Origin of the sequence: Martinezella multihospitum, assembly GCF_900094585.1 — a bacterium.
Classification (GTDB): Bacteria; Pseudomonadota; Alphaproteobacteria; order Rhizobiales; family Rhizobiaceae; genus Rhizobium; species Rhizobium multihospitium.
In genome coordinates this window covers 539,750-557,496 of record NZ_FMAG01000001.1, presented here as the reverse complement: position 1 = coordinate 557,496, position 17,747 = coordinate 539,750, and the positions used below count along the sequence as shown (strand labels likewise).

The 17,747-nt window shown below is 58.7% G+C and carries 15 protein-coding genes; 13 read left to right on the top strand and 2 right to left on the bottom strand.

What is annotated here, in order from left to right:
• Nucleotides 1–44 precede the first annotated feature (44 nt).
• On the top strand, nt 45–968 hold the full coding sequence (locus tag GA0061103_RS02495) for a GntR family transcriptional regulator (protein ID WP_092706772.1): 924 nt from the start codon (nt 45–47) through the stop codon (nt 966–968).
• A gap of 46 nt (nt 969–1,014) precedes the next feature.
• Here GA0061103_RS02495 and GA0061103_RS02490 read toward each other — a convergent pair whose 3' ends face one another.
• A complete protein-coding gene (locus GA0061103_RS02490; protein WP_092706770.1) occupies nt 1,015–1,299 on the bottom strand; it encodes an acylphosphatase in 285 nt (94 codons plus the stop codon).
• Nucleotides 1,300–1,659: 360 nt separating this feature from the next.
• Here GA0061103_RS02490 and GA0061103_RS02485 point away from each other — a divergent pair, with 360 nt between their 5' ends.
• The 10 genes from GA0061103_RS02485 to GA0061103_RS02440 all read left to right on the top strand — a co-directional run bounded on the left by GA0061103_RS02485 (nt 1,660) and on the right by GA0061103_RS02440 (nt 12,217).
• On the top strand, nt 1,660–2,754 hold the full coding sequence (locus GA0061103_RS02485) for an isocitrate/isopropylmalate dehydrogenase family protein (RefSeq protein ID WP_092706768.1): 1,095 nt from the start codon (nt 1,660–1,662) through the stop codon (nt 2,752–2,754).
• A gap of 120 nt (nt 2,755–2,874) precedes the next feature.
• On the top strand, nt 2,875–3,975 hold the full coding sequence (locus GA0061103_RS02480) for an ABC transporter substrate-binding protein (RefSeq protein ID WP_092706766.1): 1,101 nt from the start codon (nt 2,875–2,877) through the stop codon (nt 3,973–3,975).
• 60 nt (nt 3,976–4,035) lie between these two features.
• Nucleotides 4,036–5,802: an ABC transporter permease gene (locus GA0061103_RS02475; protein ID WP_092706764.1), complete on the top strand. Its 1,767-nt coding sequence runs from the start codon at nt 4,036–4,038 to the stop codon at nt 5,800–5,802.
• On the top strand, nt 5,795–6,871 hold the full coding sequence (locus tag GA0061103_RS02470; protein WP_092706762.1) for an ABC transporter ATP-binding protein: 1,077 nt from the start codon (nt 5,795–5,797) through the stop codon (nt 6,869–6,871). The genes GA0061103_RS02475 and GA0061103_RS02470 overlap by 8 nt, the downstream gene beginning before the upstream one ends.
• A gap of 80 nt (nt 6,872–6,951) precedes the next feature.
• The gene (locus GA0061103_RS02465; protein ID WP_092706760.1) at nt 6,952–7,611 is read left to right on the top strand and encodes an aspartate/glutamate racemase family protein; all 660 of its coding nucleotides are present in this window, start codon (nt 6,952–6,954) and stop codon (nt 7,609–7,611) included.
• Nucleotides 7,612–7,648: 37 nt separating this feature from the next.
• A complete protein-coding gene (locus GA0061103_RS02460) occupies nt 7,649–8,590 on the top strand; it encodes an amidohydrolase family protein (RefSeq protein ID WP_245304633.1) in 942 nt (313 codons plus the stop codon).
• 24 nt (nt 8,591–8,614) lie between these two features.
• The gene (otnK, locus tag GA0061103_RS02455) at nt 8,615–9,877 is read left to right on the top strand and encodes a 3-oxo-tetronate kinase (RefSeq protein WP_092706758.1); all 1,263 of its coding nucleotides are present in this window, start codon (nt 8,615–8,617) and stop codon (nt 9,875–9,877) included.
• Nucleotides 9,874–10,512: a 3-oxo-tetronate 4-phosphate decarboxylase gene (gene otnC / locus GA0061103_RS02450; protein WP_092706756.1), complete on the top strand. Its 639-nt coding sequence runs from the start codon at nt 9,874–9,876 to the stop codon at nt 10,510–10,512. The genes otnK and otnC overlap by 4 nt, the downstream gene beginning before the upstream one ends.
• Nucleotides 10,513–10,556: 44 nt before the next feature.
• Nucleotides 10,557–10,988: a cupin domain-containing protein gene (locus GA0061103_RS02445; protein WP_092706754.1), complete on the top strand. Its 432-nt coding sequence runs from the start codon at nt 10,557–10,559 to the stop codon at nt 10,986–10,988.
• 344 nt (nt 10,989–11,332) lie between these two features.
• Nucleotides 11,333–12,217, top strand: coding sequence for a GntR family transcriptional regulator (locus GA0061103_RS02440; protein WP_092706752.1), 885 nt, complete (start codon nt 11,333–11,335; stop codon nt 12,215–12,217).
• Here the strand turns inward: GA0061103_RS02440 and GA0061103_RS02435 are convergent.
• Entirely contained in the window at nt 12,208–13,281 is a 1,074-nt protein-coding gene (locus tag GA0061103_RS02435) for a lactonase family protein (RefSeq protein WP_092706750.1), read from the bottom strand. The two genes, GA0061103_RS02440 and GA0061103_RS02435, sit on opposite strands and share 10 nt — an antisense overlap.
• Nucleotides 13,282–13,425: 144 nt before the next feature.
• On the opposite strand from GA0061103_RS02435, the gene GA0061103_RS02430 reads away from it, so the two are divergent.
• Both GA0061103_RS02430 and acnA read left to right on the top strand, forming a co-directional pair.
• A complete protein-coding gene (locus GA0061103_RS02430; RefSeq protein ID WP_092706748.1) occupies nt 13,426–14,778 on the top strand; it encodes an MFS transporter in 1,353 nt (450 codons plus the stop codon).
• Between the two features lie 16 nt (nt 14,779–14,794).
• Nucleotides 14,795–17,398, top strand: a complete 2,604-nt coding sequence (gene acnA / locus GA0061103_RS02425) for an aconitate hydratase AcnA (RefSeq protein ID WP_092706746.1) — start codon at nt 14,795–14,797, stop codon at nt 17,396–17,398.
• The last annotated feature ends 349 nt before the right edge of the window (nt 17,399–17,747 follow it).

Sequence of the window (17,747 nt, the reverse complement as noted above, 5' to 3'; positions counted from 1 at the left end):
GGCCTTATTCTGATGGTGATTCAAGGATAACGAGTGCACCATAGATGCGAAGCAGCCAGCTCACGACGAATATTGCAAAGGAGATCGCTCAGTTGATCCGGTCCGGCGAGCTCAGGCCGGAGGAACATCTGAGTACCCAGGGGCTGGCGGACAAGTTCGGCGTATCCCGTTCGCCCGTGCGCGAGGCCATGCAGGTCCTGTTCGAGCAGGGGCTGCTGGAACAGAAACTGAATCGCGGCTTCTTCGTCTCGGCAACGGTGACCATCGAAGAGAACGATGCTCCCGACGATCAGCTCCCTGAAACGATGAGCGATTACCATCGGCTGGCCGAGGACTGGCTTACCGACCGCATTCCGGCTGATGTGACCGAGCAGATGCTTCGCGAGCGCTACGATCTGACCAAGGCGCAGCTCAACGACATTCTGGTGCGTGCCACCAGAGAGGGATGGGCCGAACGGAAACAGGGCTACGGCTGGCGATTGCTTCCTGTCGCCAAGACCGCGGAAGCTTTCGAGCAGATCTATCGCTTCCGCATGCTGATCGAACCGGCGGCAATGCTGGAGCCCACATTTGGGCCCGATCGCAAGATCATCGAGGAGCAGCGCCGCATCCAGGAGCGCATGTTGGCAACCGACATCAGGAACTTGCCGGCCGAACGGCTCCTGTACAATGGCTCGCTGTTTCATGAAGAGCTGATCAAGATGTCCGGCAATCCGTTCTTCCACATTTCACTGGTCCGGGTAAACCGGATGCGCCGCCTGCTCGAATATCGATCCAATGTCGATCGCGACCGATTGCACGTCCAGTGCCAGGAGCATCTCGCAATCCTGTCCCTACTGGAAAAAGGCGAAATCGTTGAGGCCTCTTATGCCATGCGCCGTCATCTCGGCGGCGCGCTGTCCCGCAAGTCTCCACTGCAATGGTCGCAGGGAGTGGCCGAGAGCCGCCGCGTGGAACTCGTAAAGTAGTCCACACCACGAAGAACCGGCTCGCGAGCGCTCCGATTGCACACCATTAACCGGTGATGACAAAATCCGTCAGCCCGCTCACAAGCGGTGTCGGCTCCTTCGTGACACTTGAGACGGATGCGCCCGCCGGCCCCTGCCAGAAGCGCGTCATCATGGCTGAGACCGCTACATCCGGTCCCGTGATCAAGGCAAGGACCGATCCATCCGCCTCATTGCGGACCCAGCCTTTCAATCCGAGCCGCGCCGCCTCGTTGCGGGTCCAGATGCGGAAGCCAACTCCCTGCACCTTGCCGACGATTCGCACCAAAGCGACAACGCGCTCGTCACGCATGACCGTCTCCTATCCGGCAACAAGAGTGAGGGCGGAAAGCGCTATGGCCGACGCAGGAAGTGCCGGCCCTCGGGCGGCATGAGTCATCAGATGCGTCGGTTGGCTTTATGAAAACATAAAACCAATAATTTGGTAGCTGATCCATCGTCGTCACTGTGTTCACTGGCTTTGCATAAAACTCTAATCCATTCTCTCGCCTAAAGGAAGAATGGGAATCTAGTTGGGCGAGGTAAGGGGGGAAGAATTAGAAAATTTGGTCGCCGCACAATAATAGTTTGCATTTATACATCTTAAAAGCCAATATGTCTCCGTAGTGATGGGCGGCGAGGAACGCTGTTGCCTTCCAGGGAGATTGATCACATGAAAATTATGGTTACGCCGTGCGACGGCATCGGGCCGGAGATCACCGCGGCAACTATGGAGGTCCTGCAGGCGACCGACAAAGCCTACGGGCTCGGGTTGACATACGACTACGAGGACACCGGTTTCGTCAGCCTCGAAAAGTACGGTACGACCTTGCGCGACGAGGTTCTGGAGCGTGCGCGTGGTTACGATGGCATCATTCTCGGGCCGCAGTCGCACATGGATTATCCGGCGCGCGACAAGGGTGGCGTCAATGTTTCCGCTGGCTTCCGCGTCAAGCTGGACCTTTATGCGAATGTTCGTCCGGCTCGCTCGCGTGACTTTCTGAACAATGCCAAGAAAATGGATCTCGTGATCATGCGCGAGGCGACCGAAGGGTTCTATCCGGATCGCAACATGGTTGCCGGCACGGGTGAGTTCATGCCGACGCCGGACGTCGCGCTTTCGGTGCGCAAGATCACGGCGCAAGCCTGCGAACGCATCGCTCGCCAGGCCTTCATCTTGGCGATGAAGCGAGACAAGCGCGTCACCGCCGTCCACAAGGCGAACAATTTCATCCTGACGGACGGCTTGTTCATGAAGCAGGTTCGCAAGGTCGCGGAGGAGTTTCCGGAGGTCAAGCTCAACGATTTCATCATCGATGCCATGGCCGCGCATCTGGTGCGCGATCCCTCACGCTTCGACGTGATCGTTACGACCAACTTCTATGCCGATATCCTGTCCGATCTCGCCAGCGAGCTATCCGGCAGTCTTGGGCTCGCCGGCTCGATCAATGCGAATGCCGAACTCGGTCTCGTCTGCGCACAGGCTCAACATGGGTCTGCTCCGGATATCCAGAACAAGAATATCGCCAATCCGACCTCGCTGATCCTGTCTGTTGGCATGATGCTGAGCTGGCTCGGGGAACAGCGCAAGCTCGCGAATTTCGAGGCAGCCGGCGCCGAGATCGAACGTGCGGTCGACGCGGTCCTGGCAAATCCTGCTAGCCGCACCCGTGACCTGGGCGGCACGGTCAATACCGACGCGTTCGGTACGCTGGTCGCACAGGCAATCCGCAATGACAGCGGTGCGAGGAAAGTCGCGAACGCATAGCGGCAATTGGTTTTCTGGCTGCATGCAGCCAGTCGAGCTGTTGAGGGGCGCGGAGTGTGCCCTTCAAACCGTCGCCCGGGGGAGACAGGTGTTCGGGCACATTCTTGGGAGAAGAAAATCATGAAAAACTATATGTCCCCGAAGGGGATCGCCATCACGGCTGCAGTCGTTTCGCTGCTGACATCGGCGGCATTGGCACAGGACGTTCCCGCAGGCTATCCGGCAGATTACGCCTCCATTATCGCGGCGGCGAAAAAAGAGGGAACCGTCTCGGTCTACACATCGACCGATGCCGCGCAGTCGCAAAAGCTGCAGGATGCATTCAGCAAGAAATACGGCATCAAGATAGCCTATAACGATCTTGGCACGAACGGTGCCTATAATCAGGTCATCTCGGAAGCGGCGGCAAAGCAGACCACGGCCGATGTCGTCTGGAGCTCCGCAATGGATCTTCAGATGACGCTCGTGCAGGACGGATATGCGGACGAATACGTCTCTCCGGAAGCGTCAAAACTGCCGGCCTGGGCCGACTACAAGAATCTGCTCTATGCAACGACCGTCGAACCGATCGGCGTTATTTTCAACACAAAGGCCTTGAGCGAGGACAAGCTTCCCAAGACCTACGCAGATATGATCACCTTTCTGAAGGCCAACAAGTCGACGCTGCAGGGCAAGGTGGCTACCTTCGATCCGGAAAAGAGCGGCTCGGGTTTTCTCCATCATTCGAACGACGCTCGCAACCGCAAGGATTTCTGGGATCTTGCCAAGGCAATGGGCGACGATGGCGCGAAGATCTACTCCAGCTCCGGTGGCATGAAGGAAACCGTCGTTTCCGGCGAAAACGTCATCGCCATCAATATCATCGGCAGCTATGCGCTGGATTGGGTCAAGGAAAGCCCGAACCTCGGCGTTCATTTCGCTACCGACTATACCCCGGCCTTTTCTCGCCTGATCCTGAAGACGAAGGATGCTCCGCATCCGAACGCGGCGAAACTATTCATCGACTTCATGCTTTCGTCCGAAGGCCAGTCGCTGCTGGCCGAAAGCGGTCTGCCGTCGGTTCGCCAAGACGTGACGAGCGGCCTCAATATCAAGACGCTCAATGACCGTGTCGGCGGCGGCCTGAAGCCTATCGCAGTCGATGAAGGCGTGCTGGAATACATGGATCAGATGAAGCGCGTCAAATTCCTCAACGACTGGAAGGCAGCCCTCGGCCGCTAATGCTTAACGGCTGCGGCGCTGATGGTGCCGCAGCCCCTCAGATGGATTCGAGAGGCACTGATGTCTACACAAGCACAGGCTCCGAGCGCGATTGCGGTCTCCGCAAAGTCCGCGCCAGCCGAAAAGAAGTATCCTCCGAAGATGCCGCGCGTGGGGAATGCCAACGCGTACCGGGTTATCGTGATTACGCTATTGGCGATTGCAGTGCTCACGCCGGTCGGCCTTATCGTCTACCAGAGCTTTCTCACGGCGCCGTTCTTCAGCCCTCGCGCCCGCTTCGGTCTCGATGCCTACCAATATGTCTTCACCGACAAGGCATTCTATCGGGCGCTCGGCACAACCGCTCTGTTTTCATTTGGGATGGTCGCAATCGCCGTTCCGCTCGGAGGTGTTCTCGCTTTCCTGATCACGCGTACGGACATCCGGCTCAGGCGTCTGCTGGAAATCCTCGTCCTGGTGCCGATGTTCATTTCGTCGATCGTACTCGCTTTCGGCTATACCGTTTCGGTCGGTCCCGCCGGTTTCGTTTCGATCTTCGTCCGCGATCTCGTCGGTTTCGTTCCGTGGAACATCTACAGTATCTGGGGCATGATCCTGATCGCCGGCCTCAGCCACGTTCCGAACGTCTATCTCTACGTTTCGGCGGCCATGCGCAATCTTCCGTCCGATCTTGAGGAAGCGGCGCGGACGACCGGCGCATCAATCTGGCGTGTATCGCGAGATGTCACCTTGCCGATGGTTCTGCCATCGCTGATCTTTGCTGCAGCTCTCAATATCCTGTTGGGTTTCGAAACCTTCGGCATCCCGCTCGTTCTCGGCGACCCGAACGGCATCATGGTGCTGACAACCTACATCTACAAACTGACGACCCTGTTCGGGACACCGACATATCAACTGATGGCCGTCGTTGCCGTGGTCCTCGTCCTGATCACCCTTCCGCTGGTCTGGATGCAACGCCGTCTGCTTCGCAACGCTCGCCGTTACGCGGCTCTCGGCGGTAAGGGGGCTCGTGTCGCAACCCTCAAGCTTGGGGCCAGCGGTCAGGCGATCGCCCTTGGCATCATCGGCTTCTGGCTATTCGTCTCGGTCGTTCTTCCAATCGGCGGCATCCTTGTGCGTGCGTTCGTCGATGCCTGGGGCGAGGGGGTAAACCTCTTCGATCATTTGACCGTTGCCAACTTCGCGCATCTGCTCGACGTACCCGCCTTGAAGAACGGTATCATCAACACGATCCTGCTTTCGGTTGTCGGCGGCGCTGTCGCCGTCGGAATCTATCTTCTCGTTGGGCTCGCAGGCCACCGGAACTGGGGCATGTCCAATACGGTTCTGGACTACATCGTCCTGCTGCCGCGTGCGCTTCCGGGTCTGGTCGTTGGCCTGGCGTTCTTCTGGGTGTTTCTGTTCGTGCCGTTCCTGACGCCGCTGCGTCCGACACTGGTCAGCCTGTTCGTTGCCTATGTCGTGGTCGGGCTTTCGTACGGCCTGCGTCTTCTTCAGGGAACGCTCCTGCAGGTCGCCCCGGAACTGGAAGAATCCGCCCGCACGACCGGTGCGACGATCGGACGGACCTGGAAGGATGTCGTCATTCCGATCGTTCGACCGGGCCTGGCCGGCGCCTGGGCCTTGATCATGATCATCTTTCTGCGGGAATACGCAACAGGTGTCTATCTCATGGGTGCTGGGACCGAGGTTATCGGTTCCCTCATGGTCTCACTGCTGCAGACCGGTGCAATGAACACTATCGCTGCGCTTTCCCTCATCAGCATCGTATTGACGGGTGCAGGCCTTGCCCTGGCACTCCGTCTGGGAGCAAAAATCCATGACTGAACTCGTCGTCAACAATGTCCAGAAATGGCTGGGCGGTCTGCAAATCCTGAAGGGTGCTTCGTTTACGGCGGAGCGGGGCAGCATCGTGGCACTGCTCGGCGCATCGGGCAGCGGCAAGACCACGCTTCTTCGCTGCGTCGCGGGCCTGGAGCAGCCGGAGGTCGGTACCATCGTCATCGGCGGCAAGACCGTGCTTGATGGCGAAAAGAAACTGGCTCTGCCACCCGAGCAACGCAATATCGGCTTGGTTTTTCAGTCCTATGCGCTATGGCCGCATCGCACTGTCAAAGAAAATGTCGGCTATGGTCTGAAGCTTCGCGGCGTGAACCCGACCGATATCGGCAATCGCGTTCGGGCAATCCTCGACCGCCTTGGCCTCGGTCATCTCGCAGACCGCTATCCGTCGCAGCTGTCCGGTGGCCAGCAGCAGCGCGTCGCGATTTGCCGCGCTCTGGTGTACGAACCGCGCGTGCTGCTCCTCGACGAGCCGCTGTCAAACCTCGATGCCAAGCTTCGCGAGGAGGCACGGTACTGGATTCGCAAGCTGATCCTCGATCTCGAAATCTGCGCGATCCTGGTGACGCATGACCAGAGCGAAGCACTGGCGGCTGCCGACAACATTCTTCTGCTGCAGGACGGCCGGATCGTCCAGCAGGGGGGACCGCAAGAAATTTATTCGAACCCGAACAGCTTCTACTCCGCGGATTTCCTTGGCGCGAACAACGTCGTCAAGGGCAAGATCCAGACGGTTACCGGCAAGGCGGCCACTATCGGCGGCAAGGGGTGGTCGCTGAACGGCATCGTCCGCGAAGCTTCCGGCCTCGCCCCGACTGAGGAGGCCCGGGCTGTTATCCGCGTTGAACAGATCAAGGTCACGGACGTTCCAGCAAATGACGGGATCGAAATGGATCTCGATGACAGCATCTATCTGGGCGACCGCTGGGAATACCGGCTCCGCCGCGGAGATTTCGTGGCAAAGGCGCATGGAACGAAACAGATGGCGACGGGCAGGGTGTGGGCACAGATCTCACCCGAAAGCGTCTGGGTCTTCGCTGACGCCCGGAAATAGGTCACGTCGAAGGCGGCCGCTTCTCCTCTCAAGGCGGCCGCCAGTTCCCCGGCAAAATAGCCAGAAAATCAGAGGTCATCATGCCCGCCACTCCTCGCATCGCGCTCATTCATGCGACACACATCGCCATGGAGCCGATCCATGCTTGTTTCGTGTCTGCGTGGCCTGAGGCAGACACGATCAATATTCTGGAGGACAGTCTGTCTCCTGATCGGGCAAAGGTTGCGGAGCTGACTGAGGCGCTGACGAAGCGGATCGTGGCACTTGCCGCCTATGGCGTTCAGGCGGGGAGCGATGCGGTTCTGTTTACCTGTTCCGCCTTCGGAAAAGCGATCGAAAAAGCGGCCGCTGAACTTCCCGTTCCCGTCCTGAAGCCAAATGAAGCAATGTTCGAAGCCGCGATCAGTCAGGGCGGGCGAACTGCGATGCTCTATACCTTTCCGCCGGCGCGCAAGGGCATGGAGGAGGAGTTTCTTGAGGAGGCCGCACGCTTGAAACCTTCGGCCAGGATCGAAAGCTTCCTGGTCGATGGTGCAATCGAGGCAATCCGTGGTGGCGATGTCGAAACCCATAACCGACTGGTCGCGAATGCCGCTGCCCGATTGCGGGGATTCGACGCGATCATGCTCGCCCATTTCTCGACTGCACGCGCGTTGGAGTCCGTGCGAGCCGTGACCAAAATTCCTGTGTTCAGCAGCCCGGATGCTGCTGTCGCAAAGCTACGGAAGCTCCTCGCTTAGCTTGGGAAGCTGCGCCGCATAATCGAAGGAGGAGGCCATGGCCATGATGGTGGGAAGACGTAAATTCGTTATCGGGGCACTGGGAGGAGCTGCGGTTCTTTGCTCGGGGCTTGACGTTCGCAGCGACGAGGCCACGCAGCTTTCGGCAGGTACTGAGCGGCCGAAATTCAGGGTGCTGGCAAATAGCTGCGACGCTCATTTTCATATTTATGACAGCCGTTTTCCGGCTGCGCCGAATGCCAGCCTCATCCCGCCCGACGCGACTGTGGAGGCCTATTCGAAGCTTCGCGACAGGCTGGGATTCGAGCGCAGCGTCATCGTGCAGCCCTCCACCTACGGCACCGACAATTCCTGTATGTTGTCGGCTCTCGGCAAGCTCGGTGCGAGAGCGAGGGGGATTGCCGTGGTCGACACGTCGGTAACCGACGAGACACTGAAACAGTTGGACAAGGCGGGCGTTCGCGGCATTCGCTTCAATCTCGGCCGCGCAGGCGCCACGACCGTGGCCATGATCGAACCCTTGTCCCGGCGGGTCGCCGAACTGGGATGGCATATTCAGCTCCACATGCCGGGAGACGATATCGCCGCCAATGCCGACCTTCTGACGCGATTGCCGGTGGCCGTGGTTTTTGATCATCTGGGGCGTATTCCCCAGCCCGCCGGCACTGGGCATCCCGCATTCGCGCTCATCGTCGCCATGCTGGAGAAAGAGAAAGCTTATGTGAAGCTTTCGAGCATCTACCAGGACACGAAGGTGGGGCCGCCATCCTACGAGGATATGGGCGTGCTGGCCCGCGCATATCTCAAAATGGCACCGGACAGAGTGCTCTGGGCTTCCGACTGGCCACATCCCTCACCGGGAAAATTCGGCAAGCCTGACGATGCGCTTCTGGTGGATCTCTGCGCGCAGTGGGCGTCCGACGATGCGATGCGCCAGAAGATCTTCGTCGATAACGCGGCCAAGCTCTACGGCTTCTGATCCGGCCGAAAGAAAGGAACTTCAATGCTATTAGGTGTGATTGCCGACGACTTCACGGGCGCAAGCGACATTGCGAATACCATCGCCAAGGGCTTGCAACCGCATGGCGGCCTGAAGACGGCGCAATTTCTGGGCATCCCGACGCAGCCGTCGCCGCAGGATGTTGAAGCGGGTGTGGTTGCGCTCAAGAGCCGGTCGATTCCCGTCGAAGAGGCCGTCGCCCAGTCCCTTGCGGCCCTCGACTGGCTGCTTGCCCAAGGATGCCAGCAGATTGTCTTCAAATATTGCTCGACGTTCGATTCGACCAAAGAGGGGAACATTGGGCCGGTCGCGGAAGCGCTTGCTACGGCGCTCGGAGTGCGTGGCGTCGTCGCATGCCCGGCGTTCCCGGGGGCCGGCCGAACCGTTTATATGGGACATTTGTTCGTCCAGGACCGCCTTCTGAATGAGTCTGGCCTGCAAAACCATCCTTTGACGCCAATGACCGACCCGGACATCCGCCGCTGGCTGGGCTATCAAACCAAATCGCCGGTCGGATTGGTCTCACACGGTGTCGTCAGGCAGGGAGATTTGGCGATCCGGGCGGCCCTCGCAACTGCCGAGAATACCGTGGTCATCGTCGACGCCATCTCGGACGAGGATCTCGTCAACATCGGTTCGGCTGTGCTTGGTCATCGGCTCGTCACCGGAGGATCGGGAATTGCACTGGGGCTGCCGGCAAATTTCATCAAGCGTGGCTTGGCCAAGGGAAATCTCGGTGCGGCAAATGGCGTCGACGGTCCCGAAGCGATTCTGGCGGGCAGTTGTTCCGGAGCGACGAGAGGCCAAATCGAACTGCACAAAGCAGATCATCCGGCATTTGCCATTGATGTCGACAAGGTTATGAGAGGAGAAACCACTTCGGAACATATCGTCGACTTTATCCGGTTGAATCAGGGTCGGGCGCCCTTGGCCTATTCCTCGGCTACACCTGAGGATGTGCGAGACATACAAGCTAAATATGGCCGGGAAATCGTAGCGGAAAAGCTCGATAGGCTATTTGCCGAAACCGCCCGAAAACTTGTCGCCTCCGGCGTCACCCGTTTGGTGATGGCGGGCGGCGAAACATCGGGCGCCGTGGTGTCGGCACTGGATCTCGGCGCTTTGACTATCGGGCAAGAAATCGATCCCGGAGTGCCTGTTCTGCTTTCTCACGGTGAAAAGCCCATCGCACTTGCGCTGAAGTCGGGAAATTTTGGCTCGCCTGACTTCTTCGCCAAAGCATTGAGGAGGTTGTCTGGCCGATGAGTTCTGAAAGCAAAGTCCGTGAGGATATTGTCCGCCTTTCCCGATCGCTTTTTGAGCGGGGTTTTTCTGTGGGATCGGCGGGAAACGTCAGCGCTGCCGTCGACGACGGCATATTGATGACACCGACGAACTCCTGCCTCGGCTTTCTGGATCCGGCGCAGATAAGCAAGGTCAGCCGTGATGGACGACATATGTCCGGCGACAAGCCATCGAAGGAGATCTTTCTCCATAATGCCTTCTACGAAACGCGGTCCGGAACCGGTGCGGTCGTACATTTGCATTCGACATTCGCGACGGCATTGTCCTGCCTGGAGGACACAAACCCGGACGACTGCATTCCGCCGTTGACACCCTATGTCGTGATGCGCGTCGGGCAGGTGAAGCTGATCCCCTACATCAGACCGGGAGATGAGAAGGCCGGTCAATTGATTCGCGAGCTCGGCGGACGCTACGCGGCAGTCTTGCTCGAAAATCACGGCCCCGTCGTCACGGGGAAGGACATTTGCTCGGCTGTTTATGCCGCCGAAGAACTCGAAGAGACAGCGAAGCTGCTTGTGCTATTGCGTGGTGCGCCAGCCAGGTTTCTCAGCGACGCGAATGTGGCCGAGCTGAAGGCTGTTTTCGCCGCGTATTAAATCGGCCGCGACACAGGGCCGGCAGTTTTGTTATGGAGGATTGGATGGATCGCGATGTTCCCATTCAGGCAGCGATATTCCGGCCGAAGGGCATGAAGGCCAATGACCGGGGCGGAGGCGCCCGCACCATTCCGCTTGTCACACGAAAGTGCGGGTCGGCGGACATGATCAACGGCATTACTGAGTTTGATCCTGGCGCCTCAATTCCCCTCCACAAGCACAATTGCGAGGAGAGTGTCATGGTACTGAATGGCGAAGCGATCGTTGAAATCGACGGTCAGCAACATCGTCTCGGCACCGATGACACGACCTGGATACCTGCACATGTGCCTCACCGCTTCATAAATGCATCCGACAGCCAAGCCATGCGGATATTCTGGACATATGCTTCGATAGATGCCACGCGAACGATGATCGCTACCGGCGAGGAACGTGCCATCGATGCTGAGCATGCCGCCAAAACTTCAAGAAGCTAAACATCGCATGGGCACGGATTTTGCAGGAAACCTTCGTTCTGTTCAAAATGGCTTAGGGCAGATCTCGCTTCGGCGCTCGTGGGATCATTTGGAAGCCAAGCTTGATTAATATAACCATAAAATGCAAATTCGTTCCATTTTCCGCTTTCGACGTTGGAATTTCCGTGCAGACACGTGAATAACGGCGAGGCGCTGCGAATTACGAGCTCGATCCTTCAGTATGACTGGGCAGCAATCGTGGGGTGATGACGACGCCATGTCACTGGCATTTTTGCCAGCCGGCAGACTTGCTCTCATGATGGGCGACCGTGATATAGGAGGCAACAGGCGTTGAATAGAAATCGATGGCAAGAAGTAGTTTAACACCGCAAATCAGCGGCAACATTATCGAGTTCGTGAAGACGAACGGCATGCGCAAGGGCCAGCATCTGCCCCTTCAGATGCTGGCCGATACTTTCCGCGTCTCGCGGGCGCCGATCATGAGCGCGCTACGCAGTCTTGAAAGCCGTGGCATCGTGCGCGCGGAGCCGAACCGCGGTTATTTTCTGGCAGTTGACGGTGAAAACCTCGACGCGCTCAGATCGGATAATGCGAAAGATGGCGATGGTGACGAAGCTATCTATTTCCGGATTGCCGAAGATCGCTTTTCGGGCAAGCTCGACGAACGCGTCAGCGAAAACGAGATGATGCGCCTGTATGATCTGCCGCGAAGCCGGTTGTTGAAAATCTTGCACCGAATTGCCGACGAAGGTTGGATCGAGCGGCTGCCCGGCAACGGCTGGTCGTTCCGCCAGACATTGACGTCGAGGCAGAGCTACGAGGACGGCTATGCTTTCCGCGCCGTCATCGAGCAGCAGGCCATGTTGTTACCAAGCTTCGAGCCCGATCCCGAAGGGTTCAGGCGTGCCCGCCAGATTCAGTCGGAGCTTGGTCAGGGTGGATATCAGACCTGGTCCCGTGCTGATATTTTCAAGGCGAACAACGAGTTTCACGAAATGCTCGTGGCTTGCTCGCGCAATGAGTTCTTCCTCGATGCGATCAAGCGCATAAATCGGCTTCGCCGGCTGATCGAGTATCATATCACGATCGACAGAAGCCGGCTGCCGCGGCAAACGGCCGAGCATTTGCATATTCTCGATCTGGTCGAAAATGGCCGCCGCAATGAGGCGGCGGCGTTTCTCTTCACCCACATCATGGGGGCAAGCCGCATCAAAACGCCTCAGGTGTGATCTAGATCCTTGAAAAGGATGCAGACGGGACTGCCGACGGCAAGGATGATCGATGCAGGCAAGAGATGTCCGGTTGCCTTGTCGATGCTGCAGGCAGTGATCGTATCGGTGTCCTCATTGGCGATCAGCAATGTCCGACCCTCCGGGAGCACGGCAAAGAAGCGCGGCGTCCTTCCTGCCGTGGCCCACGAGCCCAGGGGCGCCATGCGTCCTTCTTCGCCGATCGAGAAGGCTGCGATCGTGTCGCTGCCGCGATTTGAGACGTAGACGAAGCGACCGTCGTCGGAAACCGCGATTTCGGCACCGCGGCTGTTGCCGGTAAAGCTGTCGGCAAGCGAAGAGAGGATTTGGAACGGCTCGATGCTGCCCGTTGCCGGGTCGAAGCGATACGCCGCGACGGTCGAGTCCAGTTCGTTGATCACATAGGCAAGGCGTCCTTGCGGGTGAAAGGCGATGTGACGCGGGCCTGCGCCTTCCCGGGACTGGCAGGACGCCACTTCGGTCAGCATACCGGAGGCGTGGTCCAAACGATAAACGAGGATCTTATCCAATCCCTTGTCCGGCACTGCAATCCAGTTTCCCGACGGATCGAATTCCACCTGATGCGGTTTGGCGAAAGGCTGTTCGATCCGATGCGGGCCGATCTCCCCTTCGATGGTGGTCAGGTTCTCGACCGAATCAAGTCGCCCATCTTCCTGGCGGCGAAGAACGGCGAGCGTGGACGTGACGTGGTTTGCGACGATCAGGAACCGGTTCGATGGATCGAACGAGAGATGCACAGGGTTGCGTCCATTGGTCGATTGCTCATTCAGGAAGCTCAGGCACCCTGATGACGGATCGATGGAGAAAGCGCTGACGCGATCGGAATCGCCGTGAACCGTATAGAGGGAACGCCCTGTTCGATCGAAGGCGAGGAAGGAAGGGTTTTCCATCTCCAGGAGCTGACAATGCTCCCAGCTCAAATCCTGCGCCAGCCGATAGACGTTCAGCCCGTTGCCGCGCGCATTGCGAGCCTTGGTCGTGCGGGCGCCGACATAAGCGATCCTCGTCCTTTCTCCAGTCATGCGGACATCCTCCCTGAATGATGTGTCTAAAATCATAGCGCGGCACGCACATTGTCGCAATTGCATTTTATAATCATATTGTGTAAATAGGCCCATGTGCTTGGGTCGACCTCGAGCCGCCATCGATGCTTCTGGGAGGTAGCAATGACCGATACAGCGACAAGCGCGCTAGAAAAGACGACGATGCGGAAAGTCTTCTGGAGGATCGTCCCTTATACGTTCCTGCTTTATGTCATCTCGTATCTTGATCGCGCCAATCTCGGCTACGCGGCATTGCAGATGAATAAGGATCTCGCGCTGTCTGCCGAAGCCTTTGGCTTTGCGGGCGGCATCTTCTTCATCGGCTATTTCCTCTTCGAGGTGCCGAGCAATGTCGCCCTGCAGAAATACGGATCGCGCATCTGGATTTCGCGCATCCTGCTGACCTGGGGCGCGGTTGCCGTGCTGACCGGCTTTGCCCAGAACGCCATGCAGCTTTATATCCTGCGTTTTCTCCTCGGCGTAGCCGAAGCCGGTTTCTTTCCCGGCATCATCATCTATCTGACCTATTGGTTCCGTTCGAAAGAGCAGGCGACGACGGTGGCGTTCTTCACGGCCGCCATTCCCGTTTCCTATCTGATGGGTGCGCCACTCAGCACCTGGATCATGGACAATGTCAGCGGCTTCGGCCTTCCCGGATGGCGATGGATGCTCATCCTCGAAGGAGTTCCCGCAGTTGCAGCCGGCATCGTCAATTATTTCTACATGACCGACCGCCCCGAAAAGGCGAGATGGCTGACCGCAGAGGAGCGCGACTGGTTGACGAAGGAGCTGGCCGCCGATCATGCCAGCCGCAAGAACGTCAAGCATCTCGGGTTGTGGCAGGCGATTTCGAATCCGAAAGTGCTTTTCCTCTCGGCCATCTATTTCATCTATCAGGTCGGCAATCTCGGTATCGGGCTGTGGATGCCGCAGATCATCCAGAGCTTCGGCGCTGACCTCAGCCATTTCCAGATCGGCCTCGTGGCCATGGTTCCCTATGCGGTGGCCACTATCGCCATGGTCTTGTGGTCACGCAGTTCGGATCGCACCGGCGAACGTCAGAAGCACACCGCTGTGCCGCTGCTGATTGCCGGCATCGCGCTCGCGGCCACGGGTCTGACCCGCGATCCCTATATCGCAGTTACCCTCATTTCCGTGGCGCTTGCCGGTATCTATGCCTTCAAGTCGCCATTCTGGTCGTTGCCCGGCTTGTTCCTCAGCCGTTCGACTGCGGCGGTCTCGATTGCCGCCATCAATTCCATCGGCAATCTCGGAGGCTTCGTCGGGCCTTATGCCATGGGCGCGGCCAAGACATGGACCGGCAGTGCGCTTGGCGGCCTCATGTTTCTTGCGGCGCTTTTGCTGCTGTCCTTCCTGATGACCTGGTTCATGCGCGTCTCCAATGTGGAGGCGGCAGGCGAAGGCGATCCGTCCGGGCAATTCCATATCGGGCGCGCCAGGCAGCCCAAGGCGTGAGGCAGGGTTTTAGAGAATGACGACGATCAGCAAATTCGACGTGAACGGCATCGGGTACGATATCATCGATTTGCCGAAGGTGGCGGGCGATCTCCTCAAGCGGATGCCCTATATCCATCGCATCCTGCTGGAGAATGCGCTCCGGACGGGGGGAGACGACGCCGAACGTGCGAAATCGGCGATCATCGGCTGGCTCGACGAGGGCAGGAGCGAGGTCGAAATTCCCTTCCTGCCGAACCGTGTGCTGATGCATGATACGACCTGCGGGCCGGCACTCGTCGATATCGCGGGCATGCGCTCGACATTGGCCGAGGCCGGCAATGATCCGTCTCTGCTCAATCCGGTGGTGCCGGTGGATGTTTCGACGGATCATTCCGTCGCCGTCGACGCATTCGGCACGTCCGCCTCTCTCGAGCGGAACATGGTGCGGGAATATGAGCGCAATGCAGAGCGCTACAGCTTCATGAAATGGGCCACCAATACGCTCTCGGGCTTCAGGGTCCACCCCCCAGGTACGGGCATCATGCACACCCTCAATCTGGAGCGGCTTGCAACGGTCGTGACCGAGCAGCAGAAAGACGGCCGGCGCTGGGCCGTTCCCGATACGCTGATCGGCACGGACAGCCATACCCCGATGATCAACGGCATCGGCGTGCTTGCCTGGGGCGTCGGCGGCCTGGAGGCGGAAAGCGTCTTCTTCGGCATGCCGGTGACGCTGCGCGTACCGGATGTCGTCGGTGTCCGGCTGAGCGGTGGCCTGCGCGAAGGTGTGCTTGCCACCGATCTCGCTTTGGTGATCACACATCTGCTGCGCCAGATCGACCTGCAGGACAAGTTCGTCGAATTCTACGGGCCGGGCGTTTCGACGCTGACAGCAGGCGATCGTGCCGTCGTTGCCAACATGACGCCGGAGTTCGGCGGCAATAGCGGCTATTTCCCGATCGACGGCCACACGACACAATATTTGCGGGCGACGGGGCGAAGCGAGGATCACGTGGCTTTGGTCGAGCGATATGCCAGACGCGTTGGAATCTGGTTCGATCCGTCGTGCGAGCCACGATATACCTCCACACTCGAAATCGATCTCGCAAGCATCGAGCCGAGTCTTGCCGGTCCCCGGCGCCCCCAGGACCGCATCCCCGTCAGCGGGACGGTGCAAGCCATCGCCGGCATGAAGAAGGGATCGGTCGAGGTCGAGGGGCAGCCAAACAACGGCGCCGTCGCGATCGCCGCGATCACGAGCTGCACCAATACTTCCGATCCCCGGCTGCTTGTTGCCGCAGGGCTGCTTGCGCGCAAGGCGCGCGCCTATGGCTTACGTCCGCCGCATTGGGTGAAGACATCGCTGGCACCGGGCTCGCCGACCGCCGGGCGCTATCTCGAGCGCGCGGGTCTGCTTGAAGATCTTGAGGCGGTCGGCTTCGGCATCGTTGGTTATGGCTGCACCACATGCATCGGCAATTCCGGGCCGCTGACGGAGCCGGTCGCAAAAGCCATGGCCGAGCGCGGCATCTTGCCCGTGGCGGTGTTGTCGGGAAATCGGAATTTCCCCGGGCGCGTGCATCCGCAGCTGGAGGCAGGTTTTCTCGCATCTCCGCCGATGGTCGTCGCCTTCGCTCTGGCCGGTACCGTTGAACTTGACATATTGATGGACCCTCTCGGCCATTCCCGCGAAGGAAAGCCGGTCACGCTTTCGATGCTCTGGCCGAAGGCATCGGAGATCGACGCCGCCCTGGCACAGGCCGCGGACATCGCCGATTTCGCGCCCGCCTATGAAAAGGCCGAGGCCAGCAGGGCCTGGCAGGATTTGGATGCGCCGAACACGACGATTTTCCCATGGGATGAAAAATCGACCTATATTCGCCGGCCGCCCTTTGCGAGCTTCGGCAAGGGCACGTTGCTCGGCAATTATCAGGCCCATCCCATCCTGATCGTCGGCGACGACATCACCACCGATCATATCTCTCCGGCCGGGGCGGTCGCTGCTAAAAGCGACGCCGGGACCTATCTTGTCGAAAGGGGAGAGAACCCGACCGATCTTAACGTCTTCGCTTCCCGCCGCGGAAACTGGGAGGCCATGGTCCGCGGTCTGTTTACCAACAAGACCGTCCGCAACCTGATCGGTGTGGATATACCGCCGGGTTCGACCATCCATAACTCCTCAGGCAAGACAATGTCCCTATGGGAAGCGGCGCAACGTTATTCGCAGGAGGATCGATCCGTCGTCATCGTCGCCGGCGAGCGATACGGCATGGGATCATCGCGCGACTGGGCGGCGAAGGGTGTCGCCTTGCTCGGGACAAGGGCGGTTCTCGCTCTGAGCTTCGAGCGGATACATAGGTGGAACCTGATCGGCATGGGCGTCCTGCCGCTGCGGCTGCCGGATGGCTATGGTCCAAAGACGCTGGCGCTTGCGGCGAGTGATCTCATCGAGATCAATGCCGATCTGGCGTGCATAAAGCCGCGCTGCGATGTGAAGATCGTCGTAAAGCGGAAGGACGGACAGGACATTTGCCTGACGGCAACTGCTGCGATCGAAACCAGCGTCGAGGTCGATATTCTCCGGGCCGGGGGCATCCTGCCGCTGATGTTGAATAAGGCCGTTCGGAAGGCATCATAAACCGACGATCCCGAGGGAAGCGGAGATGCCGGGTTCTGCAGAGGGTCATGGTGTCGATTGCCAGCTGAAAATAACTCATTTGGCGCATTTGCGATCACCCGTTGCGCGCTCCCAACTTGTTGAAAGCATTGGTTTTGTTTGCTTTTGTAAGTTCGGATTGAAGTGTCCGACCGTGTCGAATCGAGGCGATAATCAACAGTGTTCTCTTCATTTCTCCTCGCTACGATTCGAGTAAGACCAACGGGCTTGTGGCATGAAACGAAGCGTCGGCATTTTATGTCCGATTGCGCAATGCAAACGAAATCTTTGCCCTATTAGCACGGCCTACAATTCAGGTCGGCCGCTGTCG

Excerpts from the sequence above, each read along its gene's own strand:
- GA0061103_RS02495 (WP_092706772.1), top strand. The coding sequence starts at position 45 with ATGCGAAGCAGCCAGCTCACGACGAATATTGCAAAGGAGATCGCTCAG.
- GA0061103_RS02490 (WP_092706770.1), bottom strand. The coding sequence starts at position 1,299 with ATGCGTGACGAGCGCGTTGTCGCTTTGGTGCGAATCGTCGGCAAGGTG.
- GA0061103_RS02485 (WP_092706768.1), top strand. The coding sequence starts at position 1,660 with ATGAAAATTATGGTTACGCCGTGCGACGGCATCGGGCCGGAGATCACC.
- GA0061103_RS02480 (WP_092706766.1), top strand. The coding sequence starts at position 2,875 with ATGAAAAACTATATGTCCCCGAAGGGGATCGCCATCACGGCTGCAGTC.
- GA0061103_RS02475 (WP_092706764.1), top strand. The coding sequence starts at position 4,036 with ATGTCTACACAAGCACAGGCTCCGAGCGCGATTGCGGTCTCCGCAAAG.
- GA0061103_RS02470 (WP_092706762.1), top strand. The coding sequence starts at position 5,795 with ATGACTGAACTCGTCGTCAACAATGTCCAGAAATGGCTGGGCGGTCTG.
- GA0061103_RS02465 (WP_092706760.1), top strand. The coding sequence starts at position 6,952 with ATGCCCGCCACTCCTCGCATCGCGCTCATTCATGCGACACACATCGCC.
- GA0061103_RS02460 (WP_245304633.1), top strand. The coding sequence starts at position 7,649 with ATGGCCATGATGGTGGGAAGACGTAAATTCGTTATCGGGGCACTGGGA.
- otnK (WP_092706758.1), top strand. The coding sequence starts at position 8,615 with ATGCTATTAGGTGTGATTGCCGACGACTTCACGGGCGCAAGCGACATT.
- otnC (WP_092706756.1), top strand. The coding sequence starts at position 9,874 with ATGAGTTCTGAAAGCAAAGTCCGTGAGGATATTGTCCGCCTTTCCCGA.
- GA0061103_RS02445 (WP_092706754.1), top strand. The coding sequence starts at position 10,557 with ATGGATCGCGATGTTCCCATTCAGGCAGCGATATTCCGGCCGAAGGGC.
- GA0061103_RS02440 (WP_092706752.1), top strand. The coding sequence starts at position 11,333 with ATGGCAAGAAGTAGTTTAACACCGCAAATCAGCGGCAACATTATCGAG.
- GA0061103_RS02435 (WP_092706750.1), bottom strand. The coding sequence starts at position 13,281 with ATGACTGGAGAAAGGACGAGGATCGCTTATGTCGGCGCCCGCACGACC.
- GA0061103_RS02430 (WP_092706748.1), top strand. The coding sequence starts at position 13,426 with ATGACCGATACAGCGACAAGCGCGCTAGAAAAGACGACGATGCGGAAA.
- acnA (WP_092706746.1), top strand. The coding sequence starts at position 14,795 with ATGACGACGATCAGCAAATTCGACGTGAACGGCATCGGGTACGATATC.